The sequence below is a fragment of the Nocardioides caeni genome (genome assembly GCF_004912195.1).
Classification (GTDB): Bacteria; Actinomycetota; Actinomycetes; order Propionibacteriales; family Nocardioidaceae; genus Nocardioides; species Nocardioides caeni.
In genome coordinates this window covers 177,304-201,633 of the sequence record NZ_STGW01000007.1, presented here as the reverse complement: position 1 = coordinate 201,633, position 24,330 = coordinate 177,304, and the positions used below count along the sequence as shown (strand labels likewise).

The window sequence follows — 24,330 nt, the reverse complement described above, 5'->3', positions numbered from 1 at the left end:
CTCCCTCAACATGGAGGACTACATCCACGAGATCGTGGTCCCCACCGAGGAGGTCGCGGAGATCAAGAACGGCCAGCGCAAGATGGTCAAGCGCACCGTTCTCCCCGGTTACGTCCTGGTCCGCATGGACCTCACCGATGAGTCCTGGGCCGCCGTGCGGCACACGCCGTCGGTCACCGGCTTCGTCGGTCACAGCCACCAGCCCGTGCCGCTGAGCATGGACGAGGTCGAGAAGATGCTGGCCCCGGCCGTCGTCGAGGCCGCCGTCGCCCAGGCCGAGGCCGCTGCGGCGAGCGCCGGTGGCACCGCCGTCACGCCGACCAAGAAGCCGATCGAGGTCGCCGACTTCGGCGTCAACGACTCCGTGCTCATCGTCGACGGGGCGTTCGCGACCCTGCACGCGACGATCACCGAGATCAACGCCGAGGCCCAGCGGGTCAAGGCCCTCGTCGAGATCTTCGGTCGCGAGACCCCGGTCGAGCTGTCCTTCAGCCAGATTCAGCGGGTCTGAGCACCCGCTCCACGATTTCCCGTCCTGCTCTCTCGAGCGCAGAATGGGGAGGTTGCCCGTTGCGACGGGTGACGTTCGGTGGCAGGGGCGTACGTCGTACGCCTCGTCATGACCACGAGAAGAAAGAGATAGAGGAATGCCTCCCAAGAAGAAGATCGCCGCACTGGTCAAGGTGCAGCTGCAGGCTGGCTCGGCCACCCCGGCTCCGCCGGTCGGTACCGCGCTCGGTCCGCACGGCGTCAACATCATGGACTTCTGCAAGGCCTACAACGCCCAGACCGAGTCCATGCGCGGCAACGTCATCCCCGTCGAGATCACGATCTACGAGGACCGGTCCTTCGACTTCATCACGAAGACGCCGCCGGCCGCCGAGCTGATCAAGAAGGCCGCCGGCCTCAAGAAGGGCTCGGGCGTCCCGCACAAGGAGAAGGTCGGCAAGCTGACCAAGGACCAGGTGCGCGAGATCGCCACGACGAAGCTCCCCGACCTCAACGCCAACGACATCGACGCCGCCATGCTGATCGTGGAGGGCACTGCGCGCTCCATGGGCGTCACCATCGACGGCTGAACCACCGTGGAAGGGCCGCGCTGGCCCGCTGACCACACCACTCCCGGAGATCGCGCCCGTCGCGGGATCCGCAAGCGAAAGAGATGACCATGCAGCGCAGCAAGACCTACCGCGCGGCTGCGGAGACGTTCGACAAGAACGAGCTCTACGCGCCGCTCGCCGCGATCAAGATCGCGAAGAACAGCAGCAAGAAGAAGTTCGACGAGACCGTGGACGTCGTGTTCCGCCTCGGCGTGGACCCCCGCAAGGCGGACCAGATGGTGCGCGGCACCGTCAACCTGCCGCACGGCACGGGCAAGACCGCCCGCGTCCTCGTGTTCGCGGTGGCCGACAAGGCCGAGGCCGCTCGTGAGGCCGGCGCCGACTTCGTTGGTGGAGACGAGCTGATCGACAAGGTCGCGGGCGGCTGGACCGACTTCGACGCCGTGGTCGCGACCCCGGACCTGATGGGCAAGGTCGGCCGCCTCGGTCGCGTGCTCGGTCCCCGTGGCCTCATGCCGAACCCCAAGGTCGGCACCGTCACCCCCGACCCGGCCAAGGCCGTCTCGGACATCAAGGGCGGAAAGATCGAGTTCCGGGTCGACCGGCACTCGAACCTCCACTTCATCATCGGCAAGGCCTCCTTCTCCGAGCAGGCGCTCGCCGAGAACTACGCCGCCGCGTTGGAGGAGGTCCTGCGTCTCAAGCCGTCGAGTTCCAAGGGCCGCTACCTCAAGAAGGTCACCGTCTCCACGACCATGGGCCCCGGCGTCCAGGTCGACCCCAACCGCGTCAAGAACGTCGCGGTCGAGGATGACGCGCCCGCCTGATCCAGGCGCACCGCACCGTACGACGAAGCCCCCGGTCACCTGCACAGGTGAGCGGGGGCTTCGTCGTTGTCCGCGGCTTCGCGCCTCAGTCGCGGGCGAGTGACTCCAGCGCCGCCAGCTCCACGCAGACCGCCACGCCGGCCATCGCGGCCTCGACCTCGGCGAGCACCGGGAAGGTGGGCGCGAGGCGGATGTTGCGATCGCGCGGGTCGTCGCCGTGCGGGAAGGCGGATCCGGCGGGGGTCAGCGCGATCCCGGCCTCCTTGGCGAGGGCGACCACGCGCGAGGCGGTGCCGTCGAGGACGTCGAGGTTGACGAAGTAGCCGCCGCTCGGAACCGTCCACTCGGCGATGTCGAGGCCGCTCAGGCGACCGGAGAGGGCCTCCTCCACCGCGTCGAACTTCGGCGCGATCAGGTCGCGATGCCTGCGCATGTGTGCCCGCACGCCGTCGGCGTCGCCGAAGAACTCGATGTGGCGCAGGTGGTTGACCTTGTCGGGGCCGATCGAGGCGAAGCCGAGACGCTCGAGGTACCACGCCCGGTTCTCGGGCGACGCGGCCAGCGCGGCGACACCGGCTCCCGCGAAGGTGATCTTCGAGGTGGAGGCGAAGACGATCGGACGGTTGGGGTGCCCGGAGGCGGAGGCGAGCCCGAGGGCGTCCGCGCTCTTGATCTCCTCACCGGTCAGGTGGTGCACGGCATAGGCGTTGTCCCACAGGATCCTGAAGTCCGGCGCAGCCGTGGGCATCGCCATCAGCTCGGCCGCGACCTCGGTGGAGCAGACCGCCCCGGTCGGGTTGGCGTAGGTCGGCACGATCCACATGCCCTTGACGCTCGGGTCGTCGGCGACCAGGGCGCGGACCGCCTCGACATCGGGTCCGTCGGCGTTCATGGGGACCGTCACCATCTCGATGCCGAGCTCGGCGAGCATCGTGAAGTGGCGGTCGTAGCCGGGCACGGGGCACACGAACTTCACGACCGGCTCCTGCGACCACGGCCGCGGCGAGTCGGGTCCGCCCTTGAGCAGGAGCGCCGTGAGGACCTGGTGCATCATCGTCAGGCTCGAGTTGCCGCCGCACACCACGGCCGCGGCGTCGACGCCGAGCAGGTCGGCGAAGATCGCGCGCAGCTCGGCCAGGCCGTCGAGCCCGCCGTAGTTGCGCACGTCGGTGCCGGCGGCGTCCTTGAGGCCGCTGGGCAGGTCGAGCAGGCCGTTGGACAGGTCGAGCTGGTCGGAGCCAGGCTTGCCGCGGGTCAGGTCCAGCTTCAGCCCCCGCTCCTTGAGGGCGTCGTAGTCGGCGCGCACCGTCGTCAGGCGCGCGGCGAGGTCGTCGGCGGACAGGGCGGACAGTGGCGTCTGGCTGGTCACGGGTCCATCGTGCCGCATCGGGCGCAGCGCCGGGCCGCCGGTCCGCGCACAGTCGGTCGGCGATTTTGTCGCCGGGCGCAGGCCGCCGTAGTCTTCTCGACGAAACCTTTAGACCGCCGGTTGTCCGAGCTGCCTCAGCCCGGACCGAAGGATCCGCGAAGCGGACGGCCTGCGCAGGGGATCAGAGCAGAGAACCGGTCGCGAGACCGGACTCCACGCCCTGAGCGCCTGCGCTCGGGGCGTTCGTCTTTCCGGAGTCGACGTCGGTGGTCACCATCCGGAAGGAGACCCATGGCGCGGGCAGACAAGCAGGCCGCCGTCGCGGAGATCGCTGAGTCGTTCAGCGAGTCCGCAGGCGCTGTGCTGACCGAGTACCGCGGTCTCACCGTCAAGGAGCTGCAGGACCTTCGCCGCTCCCTCGGTGCGAACGCCAACTACGCCGTGGTCAAGAACACGCTGGCCAAGCTCGCCGCCAAGGAGGCGGGCATCGAGGGCTTCGACGAGCTCCTCACCGGTCCGACCGCTATCGCCTTCATCAAGGGCGATGTCGTCGAGGCCGCCAAGGGTCTGCGTGACTTTGCCAAGGCGAACCCCACCCTGGTCATCAAGGGTGGCGTTCTCGACGGCGCGCTCCTCGACGCGAAGGAGATCGCCAAGCTGGCCGATCTCGAGTCGCGCGAGGTGCTCCTGGGCAAGCTCGCGGGCGCGATGCTCGCTTCGCTCAGCCAGGCCGTCTACCTCCTCAACGCCCCGCTCGCCCAGGCTGCCCGGCTCGCCGGCGCCCTGGAGGCGAAGGCGCAGGAGGACCCCTCGATCCTCGCAGGTGGTGCCGGCACGCCGGTCGCCGCCGAGGAGGCTCCGGCTGCCGCCGAGGCCCCCGCCGACGAGGCACCCGCCGAGGAGGCGGCTCCTGAGGAGCCCGCAGCCGAGGCCGCCTCTGACGAGGGCGACACCGCCGAGGCCTGAGGCCGCGGCGACACCACCACCTGAAACCCCGGCCCGCGCGCGACGTACGCACGCAGGCCAACTGAGAAAGGACACGCCACCATGGCGAAGCTCACCACCGACGAGCTCCTCGACGCGTTCAAGGAGATGACCCTCATCGAGCTCTCCGAGTTCGTGAAGCAGTTCGAGGAGACCTTCGGCGTCACCGCCGCCGCTCCCGTTGCCGTTGCCGCCGCGCCCGCCGCCGGCGGTGCCGCTGCGGGTGGCGACGACGCCGCTGCGCAGGACGAGTTCGACGTCATCCTCGAGTCCGCTGGCGACAAGAAGATCAACGTCATCAAGGAGGTCCGTGCGCTGACCTCCCTCGGTCTCAAGGAGGCCAAGGACCTCGTCGAGGGCGCCCCGAAGGCGATCCTCGAGAAGGTCAACAAGGAGACGGCTGACAAGGCCAAGGAGTCCCTCGAGGGCGCCGGCGCCACCGTCACCCTCAAGTGACACCTCGCTGACACCCGTCAGCTTCCGCGACCGGCAGAGCGCACTGCGCTCTGCCGGTCGTGTCTTTTTCGGCACCGGGTGCTCGCGCGGGTCCGCGTGGTGGCGCCGTGGCTACTCGCGGACGTTGACGCCAGTGCTACCCGCTAGTACTTTCCGGGTCTCGATAGTCGAGTTGGCGTGACGCGTCCCACGGATACCGCGTAACGTGCGCCACGTGCCTGCGTTGTTCCCACGCAGCACGGGCCGGCTCAGCGGACGTAGGAAGAAGGCAACATGGGCGTCGACGTAGCAGTGACGAACCTGACGAAGCAGTTCGGCAAGCAGCTGATCTGGAAGGGCGTGACGCTCACGCTGCCGGCAGGTGAGATCTCCGTGATGCTCGGCCCGTCCGGCACCGGCAAGTCCGTGTTCCTCAAGGCGCTCATCGGCTTGATCAAGCCTGACGAGGGCTCGATCGTGATCGAGGGCACCGACATCGCCACGTGCTCCGAGAAGGAGCTCTACGAGGTCCGCAAGCTGTTCGGTGTGCTGTTCCAGGACGGCGCGATGTTCGGCTCCATGAACCTCTACGACAACGTGGCGTTCCCGTTGCGCGAGCACACGAAGAAGTCGGAGTCCGACATCCGTGACATCGTCATGGAGAAGATGGACCTGGTGGGTCTGCTGGGCGCGGAGATGAAGCTGCCCGGCGAGATCTCCGGTGGCATGCGCAAGCGCGCCGGTCTGGCCCGCGCGCTGGTGCTGGACCCCGAGATCCTGCTGATCGACGAGCCCGACTCGGGTCTGGACCCGGTGCGCACGTCGTTCATCAATCAGCTCTTCGTCGACCTCAACGCGCAGATCGACGCGACCTTCCTGATCGTGACCCACGACGTGCACTCGGTGCGGGTCGTGCCGGACCAGATCGGTCTGCTCTACCACAAGCACCTGGCGATGTACGGGCCGCGTGAGATGCTGCTGAGCTCCGACGAGCCGGTGGTGCGTCAGTTCCTGAACGCCCAGACGGTCGGCCCGATCGGCATGTCGGAGGAGAAGGACGCCGACCAGCTGGCCGCGGAGAAGGACCTGAGCCTGCCGCCGCTGCCGCCGATCCCGCTGCAGCTCGAGCCGTCCAACGGCATCCCGCGTCGGGCCCAGCGGGCTCCGGGTGCGTGGTGCCGCGACAACGGCATCACCCCGCCGCCGGGCTCCTTCACCAAGGAAGCCGAGCACGCCAGCGGATCCCAGCAGCACTGACCGGAGCGCATCCCCCAATGTCTCTGACAGCAGCCAGGATCCTCCGGCCTGTCGGGACGGCTGGAAATCTCTTCGCCTTCGCACTCGACGTGGGGCGGGGACTGTTCCGCCGCCCGTTCCAGACCCGTGAGTTCATCCAGCAGGCATGGTTCATCGCGTCGGTCACGATCATCCCGACGGCTCTGGTGGCGATCCCCTTCGGCGCGGTCATCGCGCTGCAGGTCGGTGGCCTGATCAAGCAGTTCGGCGCGCAGTCCTTCACCGGCTCCGCGTCCGTCCTCGCGGTCATCCAGCAGGCCGGCCCGATCGCCACCGCTCTCCTCATCGCTGGTGCCGGCGGCTCGGCCATCGCCGCCGACCTCGGCGCGCGCAAGATCCGCGAGGAGCTGGACGCGATGATGGTGCTGGGCATCGACCCGATCCAGCGCCTCGTCGTCCCGCGGGTGCTCGCCTGCATGCTGGTCGCGGTCTTCCTCAACGGGATGGTCAGCGTCGTCGGCGTCGGCGGCGGCTACGTCTTCAACGTCATCCTCCAGGACGGCACGCCGGGCGCCTACCTCGCCAGCTTCACCGCTCTCGCACAGCTGCCGGACGTGTGGATCGGCATGGTCAAGGCCCTCATCTTCGGACTCATCGCAGCGATCGTCGCGGCCTACAAGGGCATGAACGCGGCGGGCGGGCCGAAGGGCGTGGGCGACGCGGTCAATGAATCCGTGGTCATCACGTTCCTGCTCCTGTTCGTCGTCAACTTCACCCTGAGCACGATCTATCTCCAACTCGTGCCCCCGAAGACGGGCTGAGGCGGCATATCACCATGGCTGGCATCAAGGCGATCTACGAACGGCCCATGAAGGGCCTCGACACGCTGGGTCACGAGCTCTCCTTCTACCTGAAGGTCCTGCTCGCCCTGCCCCGGTCGGTCAAGCGCTACCCGCGGGAGATCCTGCGGATCCTGGCCGAGGTCACCCTCGGCTCGGGTGCGCTCGCCGTCATCGGCGGCACGGTCGGCGTCATCATCGGCATGACCTTCTTCACCGGCGCCCAGGTCGGACTGTCCGGCTATGCGGCGCTCAACCAGCTCGGTACGGCTGCCTTCGCCGGCTTCGTCTCCGCCTACTTCAACACCCGCGAGATCGCCCCGCTGGTCGCCGGCATCGCGTTGGCCGCGACCGTCGGCTGCGGCTTCACCGCGCAGCTCGGCGCCATGCGGATCTCCGAGGAGATCGACGCGGTCGAGGTCATGGCGATCCCGTCGATGCAGTTCCTCGTGACGACCCGCGTCATCGGCGGCCTGATCGCGATCATCCCGCTCTACGTGGTCGGCCTGCTGTCGTCGTACGTCGCGAGCAGGCTGGTGGTCACCCAGATCTACGGTCAGTCGTCGGGCACCTATGACCATTACTTCAACCAATTCCTGCCACCCGGCGACGTCCTGTGGTCGTTCGGCAAGGTGCTGGTGTTCGCGGTGGTCGTGATCCTGATCCACTGCTACCACGGCTACACCGCTTCCGGCGGTCCGGCGGGCGTGGGCGTCGCCGTCGGCCGCGCCGTGCGGACCAGCATCGTGGCGATCAACGTGATCGACCTCTTCCTCTCGATGGCGATCTGGGGAGCCTCGACCACCGTCAGGCTGGCGGGGTGACGACATGAGCAACCGAATCCTCGCGGCCCACAAGACGCTCGGCGTCGTCTTCGTCGCCCTGCTCCTGCTGGGTGTGTGGCTGACCTACGCCACCTTCACCAAGAAGTTCACCGACTACGACGAGGTGACCCTGCGGACCTCGACGATCGGCCTGCAGCTGCCCACCCGTGCGGACGTCAAGGTCCGTGGCGTCATCGTCGGTGAGGTGCTCTCGGCCGAGTCGGGAGGCGGCCGGGGTGAGGGCGCCGTGCTGACGCTCGGCATCTACCCCGACAAGCGGGACCTGATCCCCGCCAACGTCACCGGGTCGATCGTCCCGAAGACGCTCTTCGGCGAGAAGTACGTCTCCCTCGTCGTCCCCGAGTCGGGGCCTGACGGCGCCATCCAGGTCGGTGCGACGATCGACCGCACCGAGGTCAGCACCGAGCTGGAGGAGGTGCTCTCCGACCTGTACCCGTTGCTGCGCACCGTCCGTCCCGCCGACCTCAACGCGACGCTGACGGCGCTCGCGACCGCGCTCGAGGGCCGTGGCGAGCTGCTGGGTGAGAACCTCGAGGTCGTCGACTCCTACCTCAAGCGACTCAACCCGCAGATCCCGGCTCTGCTGGAGGACCTGAAGCTCACCGCCCAGGTGTCGACGACCTACGCCGAGATCCTGCCGGAGGTGGCGCAGATCCTCGAGAACACCGTGACGACCACCGGCACGCTCGAGGAGCGCGAGGCCCAGCTGACCGCGACGCTGCGCGACATCCGCAGCTTCTCCAGCACCGCCCGCGACTTCCTGGACGCCAACGCCGAGCGGCTGCGGCGCGCGGGTGAGCTCAGCACGCCGATCCTGCGCCTGGTGGCCCGCTACTCCTCGACCATCCCGTGCATGTCGGCGGGCATCGTCAAGGCACAGGGACGCCTGGCCGAGGCCTTCCGCGGGTTCGAGCTGCACATCGTGCTCGAGACCCTCAAGGACCAGCCGCGCAAGTACACCGCGGCCGACGCGCCGATCTTCGGCGAGACCCGCGGCCCGGACTGCCTCGGTCTGCCGGACCTGCCCTACAGCCAGCAGAACCCGTATCCGCCGCTGCCGCACCTCGACACCGGCGTCCAGGGTGACACCGGCAAGGGCAACCTGCGCACGGCACCCGGTGTCGCGGTCACGCCCGACGACGTCACGGCTCTGCGTGGCCTGCTCGAGCAGGACTACGCCGACGGCGGCAGCTCGGACCTCAACGTGCTGCTCGCGGCACCGTTGATCGCAGGGGGAGGTGCGTGATGGGCATCCGCGGACTGGACAAGCGCACCAGCGGCGACCTGCTCCGACTGGTCGTCTTCATGGTGACCACGGCCCTCGCCACGGGCGTCCTCATCATCACGATCGGCAACCTGTCCTTCGGCAGCACGAAGGAGTACACCGCCGAGTTCGTCGACGCGACAGGCGTCAACAAGGGCGACGACATCCGCATCGCGGGCGTCAAGGTCGGCACGGTCGATGACGTGGAGATCGTCAGCAAGGAGGGCCAGCCGGAGCGAGCGCTGGTCACCTTCAAGGTCGACACCGACACCCGGATCGACGAGTCGACCCATGCGACCATCAAGTACCGCAACCTGATCGGACAGCGTTACATCTCCCTGACCCAGGACGGCGGGGAGGCCACGGTGCTCGGTGAGGGCGAGATGATCCCGGTCGCCCGCACGACGCCGGCGCTGGACCTGACGGTGCTCTTCAACGGCTTCAAGCCGTTGTTCCAGGCGCTCTCGCCGGACGACATCAACACCCTCTCCTACGAGATCGTCCAGGTGTTCCAGGGTGAGGGCGGCACGGTCGAGAGCCTGTTGTCCAGCACCGCCAGCGTCACGCAGACGCTCGCGACCCGGGACAAGGTGATCGGTGACCTGCTGGAGAACCTGGACTACGTCCTCGACCACGTCGCGGACCGCGACGACCAGCTGACGCAGCTGATCGACAGCTTCCGCAGCCTGATCGGCGGCCTCAACGACGACCGTGAGGCGATCCTCTCCTCGCTCGACTCGATCTCCGACCTCTCCGTCCAGACGGCTGGCCTGGTCACGGACCTGAAGGATCCGTTCGTCCAGGACATCAAGGAGCTGCGGAAGGTCGCGACCAACCTCAACCGGAACCGGAAGGAGATCGACCGCGGCCTCCAGGTGCTGCCGATCAAGCTGACCAAGATCGGCCGGACCGCCATCTATGGCTCGTGGTTCAACTTCTACCTGTGTCACTTCAAGGCGACCATCAAGGTTCCCGGCCTCCCGCAACCCGTCGCGGCGCAGTACGCCGTCGGCGCCGACCGCTGCACGTTGGGATGAGGTGAGTCGACATGAGCAAGCCCTTCCGTGAGCGGAACCCGGTGATCATCGGGCTCGTCAGCATCACCGTCCTGCTGCTCGGCCTGACCGCCGCGCTGCGGGCCCAGGACCTGCCGTTGATCGGCGCCGGTGACACCTACTACGCGTCGTTCGCGGAGGCCGGTGGGCTGAAGGTCAAGGACGAGGTCCGCATCGCCGGCGTCCGCGTCGGGCAGGTCACCTCGATGGAGCTCGACGGCAACTCGGTCAAGGTGGGCTTCAAGCTCAAGACCGACGCCGAGTTCGGCGACCAGACGCAGGCCGACATCCGGGTCAAGACGATCCTCGGCTCGATGTACCTCGCCCTCGTCCCGGGCGGCGAGGGCCAGATGGCCGAGGGCGCGACCATCCCGGTGGACCGCACCACCTCGCCCTACGACGTCGTGGAGGCCTTCACGGGCCTGGCCGAGACGTCGGCGGACATCGACACCGACCAGTTGGCGGCGTCGTTGACCACGCTCGCCGACCTGACCCGCAACACGCCCGAGGAGTTCCGGGCCGCGCTCGACGGCGTCTCGGCGTTGTCGGAGGTGATCGCCTCCCGCGACTCCGAGATCAACTCGCTGCTCCAGAACCTCAACCGGGTCTCGACGGTGCTCGACGCCCGCGACGAGGACATCGTCGACCTCATGGGCGACGCCGACTCGCTCTTCCGTGCGCTGGTCGGACGCAAGGCGCAGATCAACCGGTTGCTCCGCTCGACGACGACGCTGAGCACGACACTGACCGGGCTCATCAAGGAGAGCCGTGCCGACCTCAACCCGGCGCTCACCCAGCTCGACTCGGTGCTCAAGGTGATCAACAAGAACGAGGACAACCTCGAGGACGCGATCCACACGATGGCGCCGTTCTACCGGGTCTTCGCCAGCACGCTCGGCACCGGGCCCTGGTTCGACACCTACATCTTCAACCTGCCGCCGGTGCCCGGACCGGGGGTGGGGATCGGATGAGCACCACGATGACTGCTGCTGCGGGCGGGCTGCGCCGCTGGGTCCCGCTGGTCGTGATCGGCGCGCTGATCGCGGCTGCCCTGGTCTGGATGTTCGGCAGCGGCGGCGGCACCAAGACCGTGACGGCCTACTTCCCACGTGCCGTGTCGGTCTATGAAGGCAGCGACGTCCGGGTCCTGGGCATCCGGGTCGGTCAGGTCGACGAGGTCGTCCCGGAGGGCCAGCAGGTCAAGGTCGTCATGTCCTACGACGAGGACGTGGAGATCCCCGCCGACGCGGACGCGGTGATCGTCTCGCCGTCCGTGGTGGGTGACCGCTACGTCCAGCTCACCCCGGCCTACGAGTCCGGGGACGTGATGGCCGACAACACGGTCATCGAGAACGACAAGACCGCGATCCCGCTCGAGCTGGACGAGATCTACTCCAGCATCGACAAGCTCACCGTCGCCCTCGGCCCCGAGGGCGCCAACAAGGAGGGTGCGCTCACGGACCTGCTCGAGCAGACGGCGAAGAACTTCGGCGGTCAGGGCGAGCAGTTCCACCAGACGATCGAGGACTTCGGTCGGCTCAGCGAGACTCTGGACAACAACAAGGACGAGCTGTTCGACTCCACCGCGCAGCTGGAGGCGTTCATCGAGACCCTCGCCGAGAACGACACGACGGTGCGTGACTTCAACCGCTCGCTCGGCAGTGTGTCGTCACTTCTCGCCGACGAGCGCCAGGAGCTGACGACGGCCCTGCAGACCCTGGGCGTCGCGCTCGACCAGGTCGCCCGCTTCGTCAAGGAGAACAGGGCCGTGCTCGGTCGCAACATCCGCGACGTCAACCGGGTCGCCAAGGTCCTGGTCCGGCAGCGGGCTGCCCTCGACGAGATCCTGCAGGCGGGTCCGCTCGCGCTGACGAACCTCTTCCACACCTACAACCCCGCCGACGGCACGCTCGACACCAACGCCAACCTCGGCAACCTGGCCCACGAGCTGCTCACCCACCCTGCGGACACGGTGTGCGCCCTGATCGCGCCCGCTGACAAGAACGGCTCGCTGTGCGGGATCCTCGAGGGCATCCTGCCGCGCGCGTCGGCGTTCGGATCGGGTGCGTGGAACAGTCCGTTCGATCCGTCGCTGGCCGGATTCGTGGAGGCGCAGCGATGAGCCGACCCCTGACCACCCTGCGCTCACGGTTCCGTACGACGGTCGCACTGTTGCTCGGCATGGCGATGCTCAGCGCCTGTGACTTCGACGTCTACGAGCTCCCGCTGCCGGGTGGCGCCGACGTCGGGGACGACCCGATCGAGGTGACGGTGGAGTTCGCCGACGTCCTCGACCTCGTCCCCAAGTCCTCGGTGCGGGTCAACGACGTCGCGGTGGGCCAGGTGACCGAGGTGCGGCTGGACGGCTACGAGGCCGTGGTCACCCTGGAGCTCCGCAACGACGTCGACCTTCCCGACAACCCGATCGCCTCGATCCGCCAGACCAGCCTGCTCGGCGAGAAGTTCGTCTCGTTGGCCTCGCCCAGCACGGGCGGTCAGGGACAGCTCTCCGACGGCGACGTCATCGAGAACGGCGGCCGCAACCCCGAGGTCGAGGAAGTGCTGGGTGCTCTGAGCCTGGTCCTCAACGGTGGTGGGGTGGCCCAGCTGAAGACGATCGCCGGCGAGCTCAACCTGGCCCTCGAGGGCCGGGAGGACTCGGCGAAGTCGGTCCTGACCCAGGTCGAGTCGCTGGTCTCCCAGCTGTCCGACCGCAAGCAGGACATCGTCGACGCCATCGACGCCATCAACAACCTCGCCGTGACCGCCCGCCAGCACCAGGACAGCATCGACCTGGCGCTCGAGGAGCTGCCGAGCGCGCTTGAGTCGCTCGATCGTCAGCGCGAGGACCTGGTCCTCATGCTGGAGGGCCTCACCGAGCTCAGCGACGTCGGTGTGCGGGTCATCAAGACGACCAAGACGAGCACGATCAACTCGCTCGAGGCGCTCAACCCGATCCTCTTCAACCTCGCCAAGGCCGGCGACGACTTCGTCAACGGATTCAGCACCTTCCTCACCTACCCGTTCATCGACGAGGCCGTGGGCCGCGACCCGGTGGTGGCCGCCAACCTGCACATGGGCGACTACGTCAACCTGTCGGTGGACCTGCAGCTCGACGTGGGCAACCTCGGCATCCCCGACCTGGTCTGCATCCCGGTCAACGAGCTGCCGGACTCGCCGCTCGACGACCTGATCGACCTCAAGGACCTGTGCTCCGGGGTCACGAAGACACTGCAGTCGTGCCTGAAGACGCCGCCGGACCCTGCAGCCTGCGCGAAGCTCCCCGGCTACCTCATCGACAACGTGTGCCAGGCCGTCAAGCTGCTGTGCGGTGGCCTGAGCGGACAGGCGGCGACCAGCAACCGTGCGATCTCCGACCTGCTCGGCAGCGTCCTCGACGGCGGCGGACTGAGCAGGCCCGCTCCCGGCGGTGACACCCAGGCCGACGACATGTGGCGCACGTTCGACGACACCTATGACACCGACCTGGTCAGCATCTTCGGCCGACCGCTCGTCGCTGCGAAGGGAGGGACGCGATGATCACCCGGCGTACCCGGATCCAGCTGATCGTCTTCGCAGTGATCACCCTCGTGGGCGTCTCGTTCGTCGGTGCCCGCTACGCCAAGCTCGACCGGTTGGTGATCGACCGCAGCTACACGGTGATCGCGCACTACCCGGAGTCGGGCGGCATCTTCACCGGTGCCGAGGTCACCTACCGCGGCGTCGGCATCGGCACGGTCGGTGACCTGGTGCTCACCGACGAGGGCGTCGACGTCGAGCTCGAGATCGACAACAAGTGGGACGAGATCCCCGCCGACACGATCGCGCTGGTCGGCAACCGTTCCGCCGTCGGCGAGCAGTACGTCGAGCTCCAGCCCCAGGTAGACGACGGCCCCTACCTGGAGGACGGCTCGGAGATCGACGACGTCGCCACTCCGATCGCCACGGAGAAGCTGCTCGGCGACCTCTCGGCGACCGTGTCGAGCGTCGACCGCGAGGCGCTGGAGACCACGATCAAGGAGCTGGGGGAGGCCTTCGCCGGCACCGGGCCCGACCTGCAGCGGATCATCGACACCGGCACCTCGTTCATCGAGACCGCCGACGAGAACTTCGACATCACCACCGCGCTGATCCGCGACGCCAACACCGTGCTGCGGGGTCAGCTCGCCACCCAGTCCTCGCTGCGGACCTTCGCCAGCCAGCTGTCGCTCTTCTCCGAGACACTCGCCGGGTCGGACGCCGACCTGCGCAAGGTCATCGACAACGGATCCGTCGCCGCGACGCAGCTGCGCACCTTCCTTGAGCAGAACGGCGTCGAGCTGAGCGAGCTGCTCGCCAACCTCGTCGCCACCGGCGAGGTCGTGGTCCGGCACCTGCCCGCGCTGCAGCAGATGCTGATCATCTATCCCTACGCCGTCGGCGCCGGGCAGGTGGTCGTCGGCAAGCGGTCCGTGGCCGACGGAGGCAGCGGCCACTGGGACGCCCACTTCGGTCTCGTCCTCGCGCCGACCGCGACCCCGTGCTACGCCGGCTACGTCCAGGACCGGCGCAACCCGGAGTCCGAGCGCTTCGACAACCCGCCGATGCCCGACGGCGTCGGCTGCACCGAGGCGATCACCAAGTCCAACCCGCGCGGTCCGCAGAACCTGCCGCGCGTGGCGCCGGACATCTATGACAGCTCCGAGGTCGTCGCCAGCTATGACGAGACCACCGGCGAGCTCACCTGGGGTGCCCCGGCGGACCTCGACCAGCCGACGGGTAGCGTGGCCCCGGCGTCGCTTGGTCAGGACTCGTGGAAGTGGCTCTACCTCGCGCCGCTCGCGAACTGACCGGCGAATGACCGGGCGCCGAGGCTGGGAGACACGTGCGTGACCGCTGACGACGATCGTCGACCGGCAAGCAGGGGCGGCAGGTCGCGGGGCAGGTGGACCGTCCTCGGGCTGTTGCTCGGCGTCCTGGTCGCCAGTCTCGTGGTGTCCGGTCTCGTCCTGCTCGTCAACGGCGCCGGCTCGAGCATCGGCGACCGGCTGTCGTCCGTCCAGGACCCGCCGACCGACGACAGTCGCGACCGCGAGGAGGCGCTGGCCGCGGGCCGGACCTTCGTGCAGCGGTTCTACACCTACGACCCCTCGATGCTGGCGGAGGACGGCACGATGCCGGCCTACGCCGAGGTCGGCGACCTGATGTCGGCCAAGTTCGCCGGCGTCTTCGAGGAGACCCGACAGATTGCCGAGTACACCGTCCGGGAGGAGGGCGTCGGCCAGAAGGCCGTCGTCTATGCCGTCGGCGTCACGGCGATCGACGAGGACTCCGCGACCCTGATCGTCGGCGGCACGACCACGACCTCCTACCCCGCCTCGGCGAAGGAGTCGGAGACCGAGCGGGTCGACTTCCCGCCGCAGATCCTGCGCGCCGAGGTCACCTTGGTGAAGGTCGAGGGACGCTGGCTGGTGGACACCCTCGCCGTGTTCGGGACCGAAGGTCCCGCACTGGGCGAGGAGCCGCTCGGGGAGGAGGGCGTCCCGCTGCCCTCGGAGTCGGCGACCCCGGAGGGGGAGGGGACCGACCCCGCGACTCCCGCAGCTCCGGGCGAGACGGCGACGGAGGGAGCATCGTGAGCAGCCTCTACGAACTCCTCGGCGTGGCCCGGTCGGCCGCCACGGAGGAGATCCGCGCGGCCTGGAAGACGGCGGTCGCCGACCTCGACCCGACCGACCCGATCTTCCGTGCCTACAGCAGCGCCGCCGAGGTGCTGCTCGATGACGAGCGCCGCGCGGCCTACGACGCCGAGCTCGCCCCGGTCGAAGTGCCCGTGGACGAGACCGTCACGGAACCCGTCGCGGAGCCGGAGGATGCCGGCGTCGAGGCGGCCGGGCCGGACGAGGCGGCCGGGCCGGACGAGGCGGCCGTGGCAGCGTCCCGAGCGCCCACCGAGGCGGCGCCCGTCGACCTGACGAAGCCGACATCGGACGTGCCTGCGGCCGTCGCTGACGATGCCACCATCCCGGCACCGAGTGCACCGAGTGCACCGAGCACCTCGAGTACCCCGCCCACCCCGCAGGCCCCGAGCCGTGCCTCCGCGCCGGCCGGGTGGGTGCTCGGCGCCGTCGGTACGGCGGCGCTCTTGGCACTCGCGATGGCGATTTTCCTCCTCGCCCAGCCGGGCGGTGGGCTGTTCGGCGACGACGCTCCGCGCGACGTGGCACAGCGCAACGCCGATGTCGAGGAGGCGACACTCTCTGCAGAGGGTGCCGCCGAGCGGATGGTGCCGGACCTGCTGTCCTACGACTACCGGACGCTCGACCAGGACGCCGAGCGCCGCAACGCCCTGCTCACGGCCAACCAGCTCGAGGAGACAGAGCGGCTGTGGGCGGAGCTGACGCCCGACGTCGTGACCAACCAGCTCCAGGTCGTCACCACGAGCGAGGCCGCCGGGCTGACGCGGATGAGCGAGGACACCCTGACGGCCACCGTCGTGGTCTTCTATCGGCAGGACATCGTCAGCAAGGGCGCGGATCCGAAGCAGGACAGTCGCTGGGCCACGTTCAACCTCGTGCGGGACGACGCAGGGGCGACGGAATGGCTCGTCGACGACGTCTGCGTGGACGCCGGCTGCGAGTAGCGCGGAGCGTTCGCCGTCGCCCGGGGCCGACGAATTCGCGCCGCCTCCGCCTCCCCTCGGGCGTGGTGGCCTTGACCTTCGTGGGGCGGCGCAGCATGATCGGCGCACCGGTTCGACGCAGGAGATGGTCGGACCGCGATTCGACTGCATGAGGTGATGCGGCCGGCGTTGTGCAGCGCCTCCATTTCGTGTAGCGTGGCTCCTTGCGCCTGCCCTCAGATGCGCTTCGGCCTGCCCGGTGGCCGATGACGTGGTGGGCCCGGCGCTCTCGAGGAGTCGAACCCGTCGAAGGACAACCCTTGGCCGCGCGCACCACCCCCGGTAAGTCCCGCATCTCCTTTGCGAAGATCGCCGAGCCCATGGAGCTGCCGAAGCTCCTCTCGCTCCAGACCGACAGCTTCGACTGGCTCGTCGGCAACGAGGTCCACAAGCAGCGTCTGGCCACCCGCCGCGCCGCGGGTGAGGACGTCTCCGACAAGTCGGGGCTGGAGGAGATCTTCGAGGAGATCTCGCCGATCGAGGACTTCTCCGAGACCATGTCGCTCTCCTTCGAGAGCCCGGTCTTCTATGACCCCAAGTACACCGTGGACGAGTGCAAGGAGAAGGACCTCACCTACTCCGCACCGCTCTACGTCTCGGCCGAGTTCACCAACAACGAGACCGGCGAGATCAAGGGCCAGACGGTCTTCATGGGTGACTTCCCGCTCATGACCCCCAAGGGCACCTTCGTCATCAACGGCACCGAGCGCGTCGTCGTCTCGCAGCTGGTCCGCAGCCCCGGCGTCTACTTCGAGCGCACGGCCGACAAGACGTCCGACAAGGACATCTACACCGCCAAGTTCATCCCGAGCCGCGGCGCCTGGCTCGAGTTCGAGATCGACAAGCGCGACATGGTCGGCGTCCGCCTCGACCGCAAGCGCAAGCAGAACGTCACCGTCCTGCTCAAGGCCCTCCAGGCCATCGCTGAGGACACCGGTGAGGCCTACGACTACGACGCGGTCATGACCGACCTGCGCCAATACGAGTCGATCCAGCTGACCGAGGAGAAGGACAACACCTCCGGTCCCGACGATGCGCTGCTCGACATCTACCGCAAGCTGCGCCCCGGCGAGCCGCCGACGCGCGAGGCCGCGCTCACCCTGCTGCGGAACTACTACTTCAACCCCAAGCGCTACGACCTCGCCAAGGTCGGTCGCTACAAGATCAACAAGAAGCTCGGCCAGGACGAGGCCTTCGACCAGCAGACGATGACGATCGCCGACATGGTCGCGACCATCAAGTACATCGTCCAGCTCCACAACGGCGACGTCAACGTCACCAACACGGCCGGTGAGATCCTCAAGGACGCCGACGGCAAGGACCTCGAGGTCCTCGCCGACGACATCGACCACTTTGGCAACCGGCGCATGCGCACGGTCGGCGAGCTCATCCAGAACCAGCTCCGCACCGGACTGGCCCGGATGGAGCGTGTGGTCCGGGAGCGGATGACGACGCAGGACGTCGAGGCGATCACGCCGCAGTCGCTGATCAACATCCGTCCGGTCGTGGCGGCGCTGAAGGAGTTCTTCGGCACCTCGCAGCTCTCGCAGTTCATGGACCAGACCAACCCGATCGCGGGCCTGACGCACAAGCGTCGTCTCTCCGCGCTCGGTCCTGGCGGTCTGTCCCGTGACCGCGCCGGCATGGAGGTCCGTGACGTCCACCCGTCGCACTACGGCCGCATGTGCCCGATCGAGACGCCGGAAGGCCCCAACATCGGCCTGATCGGCTCGCTGGCCTCCTACGGCCGGATCAACCCGTTCGGCTTCGTCGAGACGCCCTACCGCAAGGTCGAGGGCGGCAAGGTGACCGACAAGATCGACTACCTGACCGCCGACGACGAGGACCGCTACGTCATCGCGCAGGCCAACGCCGGGCTCGACGCCAAGGGCAAGTTCGTCGACGAGCGGGTGCTGGTCCGCCAGCGCAACGGCGAGGTCGCCGAGGTCCTGGCCGACGAGGTCGACTACATGGACGTCTCGCCGCGCCAGATGGTGTCGGTCGCGACCGCACTGATCCCGTTCCTCGAGCACGACGACGCCAACCGCGCGCTCATGGGCGCCAACATGCAGCGTCAGGCCGTCCCGCTCATCCGCAGCGACAGCCCGATCGTCGGCACCGGCATCGAGTTCCGCGCCGCCGTCGACGCCGGTGACGTGGTCACGTCCGACGTGGCCGGCGTGGTGACCGCGGTCTCCGCCGACGAGGTCGTCGTCATGAACGACGAGGGTGGCAACAAGTCGTTCTTCCTCTCGAAGTTCAAGCGCTCCAACCAGGGCACCTGCATCAACCAGCGTCCGCTGGTCGAGGTGGGCGACCGCATCGAGATCGGCTCGCCGATCGCCGACGGTCCCTGCACGGACAACGCGGAGATGGCGCTCGGCACCAACCTGCTCGTGGCGTTCATGCCGTGGGAGGGCCACAACTACGAGGACGCCATCATCCTCAGCCAGCGGCTGGTCCAGGAGGACGTCCTCACCTCGATCCACATCGAGGAGCACGAGGTCGACGCCCGCGACACCAAGCTGGGCCCCGAGGAGATTACGCGGGACATCCCGAACGTTTCCGAGGAGATGCTGGCCGACCTCGACGAGCGCGGCATCATCCGCATCGGTGCCGAGGTCCGCGACGGCGACCTGCTCGTCGGCAAGGTCACGCCCAAGGGCGAGACCGAGCTGACGCCTGAGGAGCGTCTGCTCCGCGCGATCTTCGGTGAGAAGGCGCGCGAGGTCCGCGACACCTCGATGAAGGTCCCGCACGGCGAGACCGGCACGGTCATCGGTGTCCGGGTCTTCGACCGCGAGGAGGGCGACGAGCTGCCGCCGGGCGTCAACCAGCTGGTGCGCGTCTATGTCGCGCAGAAGCGGAAGATCTCCGTCGGTGACAAGCTCGCCGGCCGCCACGGCAACAAGGGTGTCATCGCCAAGATCCTGCCGGTCGAGGACATGCCGTTCATGGAGGACGGCACCCCGGTCGACGTGGTGCTCAACCCGCTGGGTGTGCCGCGACGCATGAACATCGGCCAGATCCTCGAGCTGCACCTCGGATGGCTCGGCAAGCAGGGGTGGCACATCGACGCCGACCTCAAGAACGAGGAGTGGGCCCAGCGCCTCACCTCGATCGGGGTCAACGAGGCCGCTCCCAACACCAAGGTCGCGACCCCGGTGTTCGACGGTGCCCGCGAGGACGAGATCACCGGCCTGCTCGGTCAGACCCTGCCCAACCGCGACGGTGTCCGGATGGTCAAGGAGACCGGCAAGGCGAGCCTGTTCGACGGTCGCTCCGGCGAGCCGTTCAAGGACCCGGTGTCGGTCGGTTACATGTACATCCTCAAGCTCCACCACCTGGTCGACGACAAGATCCACGCGCGTTCGACGGGCCCCTACTCGATGATCACGCAGCAGCCGCTGGGCGGTAAGGCCCAGTTCGGTGGCCAGCGGTTCGGTGAGATGGAGGTGTGGGCGATGGAGGCCTACGGTGCCGCCTACGCCCTCCAGGAGCTCCTGACGATCAAGTCGGACGACGTCCCCGGCCGGGTGAAGGTCTATGAGGCCATCGTCAAGGGCGAGAACATCCCCGACTCGGGCATCCCGGAGTCGTTCAAGGTCCTCGTCAAGGAGATGCAGTCGCTCTGCCTCAACGTGGAGGTGCTGTCGCAGGACGGCAGCGCCATCCAGCTGAAGGATGCGGAGGAGGACGTGTTCCGCGCCGCCGAGGAGCTCGGCATCGACCTGTCCCGTCGCGAGCCCAGCTCGGTCGAAGAAGTCTGACCGGATCGCCCCGGTGGTTTCGAGGCTCGCGAGCTCGCACCTCAACCGCCGGGGCACCGTCAGTCCCCAGTCTCACTCTTCACAGAACTAACGAAGGACTCACAGCCCCGTGCTCGACGTTAACTTCTTCGACCAGCTTCAGATCGGCCTGGCCACCGCGGACGACATCCGCACGTGGAGCCACGGCGAGGTCAAGAAGCCGGAGACCATCAACTACCGCACGCTCAAGCCCGAGCGTGACGGCCTCTTCTGCGAGAAGATCTTCGGTCCCACCCGGGACTGGGAGTGCTACTGCGGCAAGTACAAGCGGGTGCGCTTCAAGGGCATCATCTGCGAGCGCTGCGGCGTCGAGGTGACGCGCTCCAAGGTCCGCCGCGAGCGGATGGGCCACATCGAGCTCGCCGCCCCGGTGACCCACATCTGGTACTTCAAGGGCGTGCCGAGCCGCCTCGGCTACCTGCTCGACCTGGCGCCGAAGGACCTCGAGAAGGTCATCTACTTCGCTGCCTACATGATCACCTCCGTCGACGAGGACGCGCGTCACCGCGACCTGTCCGACCTCGAGGGCAAGATCGGCCTGCAGCGCCAGTCCATCGAGAAGCGCCGCGACGCCGGCCTCGAGGACCGCACCAAGAAGCTGGAGGACGACCTCGCCACGCTCGAGGCCGAGGGTGCGAAGGCCGACCAGCGCCGGAAGGTGCGCGACGGAGCCGAGCGCGAGCTCAAGCAGTTGCGCGACCGCGCCCAGCGCGAGCTGGACCGCCTCGACGAGGTCTGGGACACGTTCAAGACCCTCAAGGTGCAGGACCTCATGGGTGACGAGGTCCTCTACCGCGAGATGAAGAACTGGTTCGGCAAGTACTTCGAGGGCCACATGGGCGCCACGGCGATCCAGAAGCGCCTCCAGGACTTCGACATCGAGGCCGAGGTCGAGTCGCTGCGCGAGACCATCGCGACCGGCAAGGGCCAGCGCAAGGTCCGTGCGCTCAAGCGCCTCAAGGTCGTCGACGCGTTCCGCAAGACGGGCAACCAGCCGATCGGCATGGTCCTGGACGCCGTCCCGGTCATCCCGCCGGACCTGCGTCCGATGGTGCAGCTCGACGGTGGACGCTTCGCGACCTCCGACCTCAACGACCTCTACCGTCGCGTCATCAACCGGAACAACCGTCTCAAGCGGCTCCTCGACCTGGGTGCGCCGGAGATCATCGTCAACAACGAGAAGCGGATGCTCCAGGAGGCCGTCGACTCGCTGTTCGACAACGGCCGTCGTGGTCGCCCCGTCACCGGCCCGGGCAACCGGCCGCTGAAGTCGCTGTCCGACATGCTCAAGGGCAAGCAGGGTCGTTTCCGTCAGAACCTGCTCGGCAAGCGCGTCGACTACTCGGGCCGCTCGGTCATCGTGTCGGGCCCGCAGCTCAAGCTGCACCAGTGCGGTCTGCCCAAGCAGATGGCGCTCGAGCTCTTCAAGCCGTTCGTGATGAAGCGCCTCGTCGACCTGTCGCACGCGCAGAACATCAAGTCGGCCAAGCGGATGGTCGAGCGCGGCCGCCCGGTGGTGTGGGACGTCCTCGAAGAGGTCATCACCGAGCACCCGGTGCTGCTCAACCGTGCGCCCACGCTGCACCGCCTCGGCATCCAGGCGTTCGAGCCCCAGCTGATCGAGGGCAAGGCCATCCAGCTGCACCCGTTGGTCTGCACCGCGTTCAACGCCGACTTCGACGGTGACCAGATGGCAGTCCACCTGCCGCTGTCCGCCGAGGCGCAGGCCGAGGCCCGCATCCTGATGCTCTCGACCAACAACATCCTCAAGCCGTCGGACGGCCGTCCGGTCACCATGCCGACCCAGGACATGATCATCGGGCTGTTCTTCCTGACCACCGAGCGTGAGGGCACGCCCGGCGACGGCCGGGTGTTCTCGTCGCCGGCCGAGGCGATCATGGCCTACGACCGCAACGAGATCGCGCTGCAGAGCAAGGTGAGGATCCGCCTTGCCGACGCCGTCATCGAGGGTGACGAGTCCGGCGAGCCGGTCCTGCTGGAGACCACGCTCGGGCGCACGATCTTCAACGACGCGCTGCCGGCCGACTACCCGTTCGTGAACGAGGAGGTCGACAAGAAGCGCCTCGGCCAGATCGTCAACGACCTCGCCGAGCGCTACCCCAAGGTCGTCGTCGCGGCGTCGCTCGACGCGCTCAAGGACAACGGCTTCCACTGGGCGACCCGCTCCGGTGTCACGGTCTCGATCGACGACGTCATCACGCCGCCGAACAAGTCCGAGCTCCTCGGAGAGTACGAGGCGCAGGCCGCCAAGATCCAGAAGCAGTTCGAGCGTGGTCTGGTGACCGACGACGAGCGCCGCCAGGAGCTCATCGAGATCTGGACGAAGGCCAGCCAGGAGGTCGGCAAGGCGCTGCGGTCGACCTTCGAGGCCAACCCGACCAACCCGATCTACGTGCAGGTGCGCTCGGGTGCCTCGGGTAACTTCAACCAGATCAACCAGGTCGGCGCCATGCGTGGTCTGGTGGCCAACCCGAAGGGCGAGATCATCCCGCGGCCGATCAAGGCCAACTTCCGCGAGGGTCTCTCCGTGCTCGAGTACTTCATCTCGACCCACGGCGCCCGCAAGGGTCTGGCGGACACCGCGCTGCGGACCGCCGACTCCGGCTACCTGACGCGTCGTCTCGTCGACGTGTCGCAGGACGTCATCATCCGTGAGGACGACTGCGGCACCGAGCGGGGCCTGCCGAAGGTCATCGGTCGGGTCGAGGACGGTGTCGTCGTCAAGGACGACAACGCCGAGACCGCTGCCTACGCCCGCACCGCGGCCAAGGACATCGCCCACCCGACCAGCGGTGAGATCCTCGCCGGCGCCGGAGATGACCTGGGCGACGTCAAGATCGCCGAGCTCATCGACGCCGGGATCGAGCAGGTCACGGTCCGCTCGGTCCTGACCTGCGACGCCCGCACCGGCACCTGCGCCAAGTGCTACGGCCGGTCGCTGGCCACCGGCAAGCTCGTCGACATCGGTGAGGCCGTCGGCATCATCGCGGCCCAGTCGATCGGTGAGCCCGGCACGCAGCTGACCATGCGGACCTTCCACACCGGTGGTGTGGCGTCGGCCGACGACATCACGCAGGGTCTGCCCCGCGTCGTCGAGCTCTTCGAGGCCCGCACCCCGAAGGGTTACGCGCAGATCTCCGAGGCCGCCGGCCGGGTCGAGATCGAGGAGACCGACAAGGCTCGCAAGGTGCTCGTCACGCCGGACAACGGCGACGAGGTCATCGAGTACGTCGTGTCCCGCCGTTCGCGCCTGCTCGTCGAGGACGGTGGCCGCGTTGCCGTCGGCGACAAGTTCACCGCCGGCACGGAGGACCCCAAGGAGGTCCTGCGCATCCTCGGTGTCCGCCGTACGCAGCAGCACCTCGTGGACCAGGTCCAGGAGGTCTACCGGTCGCAGGGCGTGTCCATCCACGACAAGCACATCGAGATCATCGTGCGGCAGATGCTGCGCCGGATCACCGTGCTCGAGTCGGGCGACACCAACCTGCTGCCCTCCGACCTGGTGGACCGGGCGAAGTTCGAGGCGGAGAACCGCCGCGTCGTGTCCGAGGGCGGCAAGCCCGCCTCGGGTCGTCCGGAGCTCATGGGCATCACGAAGGCCTCGCTCGCGACCGAGTCGTGGCTCTCGGCGGCCTCCTTCCAGGAGACCACCCGCGTGCTCACCGACGCCGCGATCAACGGTCGCTCCGACAGCCTGCGTGGCCTGAAGGAGAACGTGATCATCGGAAAGTTGATCCCGGCCGGTACCGGTCTGGAGCGCTACCGCAACATCCGGGTGGAGCCGACCGAGGAGGCGCGCGCCGCGGCGTACGCCGTCACGGGCTACGAGGCCTACGACTACGAGTTCGGCAACTCCGGCCAGGCGGTCGCCCTGGACGACTTCGACTTTGGCTCGTACCAGAACTGAGCGCAGCGAAGTTCTGG

At 68.0% G+C, this 24,330-nt stretch carries 19 protein-coding genes; 18 read left to right on the top strand and 1 reads right to left on the bottom strand.

Annotated features, from left to right (window positions below; all coding sequences use genetic code 11):
• From nusG to rplA, 3 genes are all read left to right on the top strand, one after another.
• Nucleotides 1-511 (top strand): transcription termination/antitermination protein NusG (gene nusG / locus E9934_RS12745; protein WP_136563256.1); only part of this gene is annotated, 511 nt, incomplete at its 5' end.
• A gap of 136 nt (nt 512-647) precedes the next feature.
• On the top strand, nt 648-1,079 hold the full coding sequence (gene rplK, locus E9934_RS12740) for a 50S ribosomal protein L11 (RefSeq protein WP_136563255.1): 432 nt from the start codon (nt 648-650) through the stop codon (nt 1,077-1,079).
• An 89-nt stretch (nt 1,080-1,168) separates the two neighbouring features.
• Nucleotides 1,169-1,888 carry a 50S ribosomal protein L1 gene (rplA, locus tag E9934_RS12735; RefSeq protein WP_136563254.1) on the top strand — a complete coding sequence of 240 codons (720 nt, stop codon included), beginning with the start codon at nt 1,169-1,171 and terminating at the stop codon, nt 1,886-1,888.
• A gap of 85 nt (nt 1,889-1,973) precedes the next feature.
• On the opposite strand, the gene E9934_RS12730 is transcribed toward rplA, so the two are convergent.
• A complete protein-coding gene (locus E9934_RS12730) occupies nt 1,974-3,257 on the bottom strand; it encodes an aspartate aminotransferase type Ic (RefSeq protein WP_238694937.1) in 1,284 nt (427 codons plus the stop codon).
• Between the two features lie 291 nt (nt 3,258-3,548).
• Here E9934_RS12730 and rplJ point away from each other — a divergent pair, with 291 nt between their 5' ends.
• The 15 genes from rplJ (at nt 3,549) to E9934_RS12655 (ending at nt 24,313) form a co-directional block, all read left to right on the top strand.
• On the top strand, nt 3,549-4,223 hold the full coding sequence (gene rplJ, locus E9934_RS12725; protein WP_136563252.1) for a 50S ribosomal protein L10: 675 nt from the start codon (nt 3,549-3,551) through the stop codon (nt 4,221-4,223).
• Nucleotides 4,224-4,304: 81 nt separating this feature from the next.
• Nucleotides 4,305-4,697, top strand: coding sequence for a 50S ribosomal protein L7/L12 (gene rplL, locus E9934_RS12720; RefSeq protein WP_136563251.1), 393 nt, complete (start codon nt 4,305-4,307; stop codon nt 4,695-4,697).
• A 273-nt stretch (nt 4,698-4,970) separates the two neighbouring features.
• On the top strand, nt 4,971-5,933 hold the full coding sequence (locus E9934_RS12715) for an ABC transporter ATP-binding protein (protein WP_136563250.1): 963 nt from the start codon (nt 4,971-4,973) through the stop codon (nt 5,931-5,933).
• 17 nt (nt 5,934-5,950) lie between these two features.
• A complete protein-coding gene (locus E9934_RS12710) occupies nt 5,951-6,733 on the top strand; it encodes an MlaE family ABC transporter permease (RefSeq protein WP_136563249.1) in 783 nt (260 codons plus the stop codon).
• A 14-nt stretch (nt 6,734-6,747) separates the two neighbouring features.
• Entirely contained in the window at nt 6,748-7,575 is an 828-nt protein-coding gene (locus E9934_RS12705; RefSeq protein ID WP_136563248.1) for an MlaE family ABC transporter permease, read from the top strand.
• A 4-nt stretch (nt 7,576-7,579) separates the two neighbouring features.
• Entirely contained in the window at nt 7,580-8,842 is a 1,263-nt protein-coding gene (locus tag E9934_RS12700; protein WP_136563247.1) for an MCE family protein, read from the top strand.
• A complete protein-coding gene (locus tag E9934_RS12695) occupies nt 8,842-9,897 on the top strand; it encodes an MCE family protein (RefSeq protein ID WP_238694936.1) in 1,056 nt (351 codons plus the stop codon). Before E9934_RS12700 ends, E9934_RS12695 begins: the two co-directional genes overlap by 1 nt.
• Nucleotides 9,898-9,908: 11 nt before the next feature.
• Complete coding sequence (locus tag E9934_RS12690; RefSeq protein WP_136563246.1) at nt 9,909-10,886, top strand: MCE family protein; 978 nt, start codon at nt 9,909-9,911, stop codon at nt 10,884-10,886.
• An 8-nt stretch (nt 10,887-10,894) separates the two neighbouring features.
• The gene (locus E9934_RS12685; RefSeq protein ID WP_136563245.1) at nt 10,895-12,037 is read left to right on the top strand and encodes an MCE family protein; all 1,143 of its coding nucleotides are present in this window, start codon (nt 10,895-10,897) and stop codon (nt 12,035-12,037) included.
• Nucleotides 12,034-13,455, top strand: coding sequence for an MCE family protein (locus E9934_RS12680; protein WP_136563244.1), 1,422 nt, complete (start codon nt 12,034-12,036; stop codon nt 13,453-13,455). Before E9934_RS12685 ends, E9934_RS12680 begins: the two co-directional genes overlap by 4 nt.
• Nucleotides 13,452-14,744 (top strand): MlaD family protein, encoded by a 1,293-nt coding sequence (locus E9934_RS12675; protein ID WP_136563243.1) that lies wholly within the window; start codon nt 13,452-13,454, stop codon nt 14,742-14,744. Before E9934_RS12680 ends, E9934_RS12675 begins: the two co-directional genes overlap by 4 nt.
• 39 nt (nt 14,745-14,783) lie before the next feature.
• Nucleotides 14,784-15,533: a hypothetical protein gene (locus E9934_RS12670; protein WP_136563242.1), complete on the top strand. Its 750-nt coding sequence runs from the start codon at nt 14,784-14,786 to the stop codon at nt 15,531-15,533.
• Complete coding sequence (locus E9934_RS12665) at nt 15,530-16,537, top strand: J domain-containing protein (RefSeq protein WP_136563241.1); 1,008 nt, start codon at nt 15,530-15,532, stop codon at nt 16,535-16,537. Before E9934_RS12670 ends, E9934_RS12665 begins: the two co-directional genes overlap by 4 nt.
• A gap of 359 nt (nt 16,538-16,896) precedes the next feature.
• Entirely contained in the window at nt 16,897-20,346 is a 3,450-nt protein-coding gene (rpoB, locus tag E9934_RS12660) for a DNA-directed RNA polymerase subunit beta (RefSeq protein WP_238694939.1), read from the top strand.
• 109 nt (nt 20,347-20,455) lie between these two features.
• Nucleotides 20,456-24,313 (top strand): DNA-directed RNA polymerase subunit beta', encoded by a 3,858-nt coding sequence (locus E9934_RS12655; protein ID WP_136563239.1) that lies wholly within the window; start codon nt 20,456-20,458, stop codon nt 24,311-24,313.
• Nucleotides 24,314-24,330 lie beyond the last annotated feature (17 nt).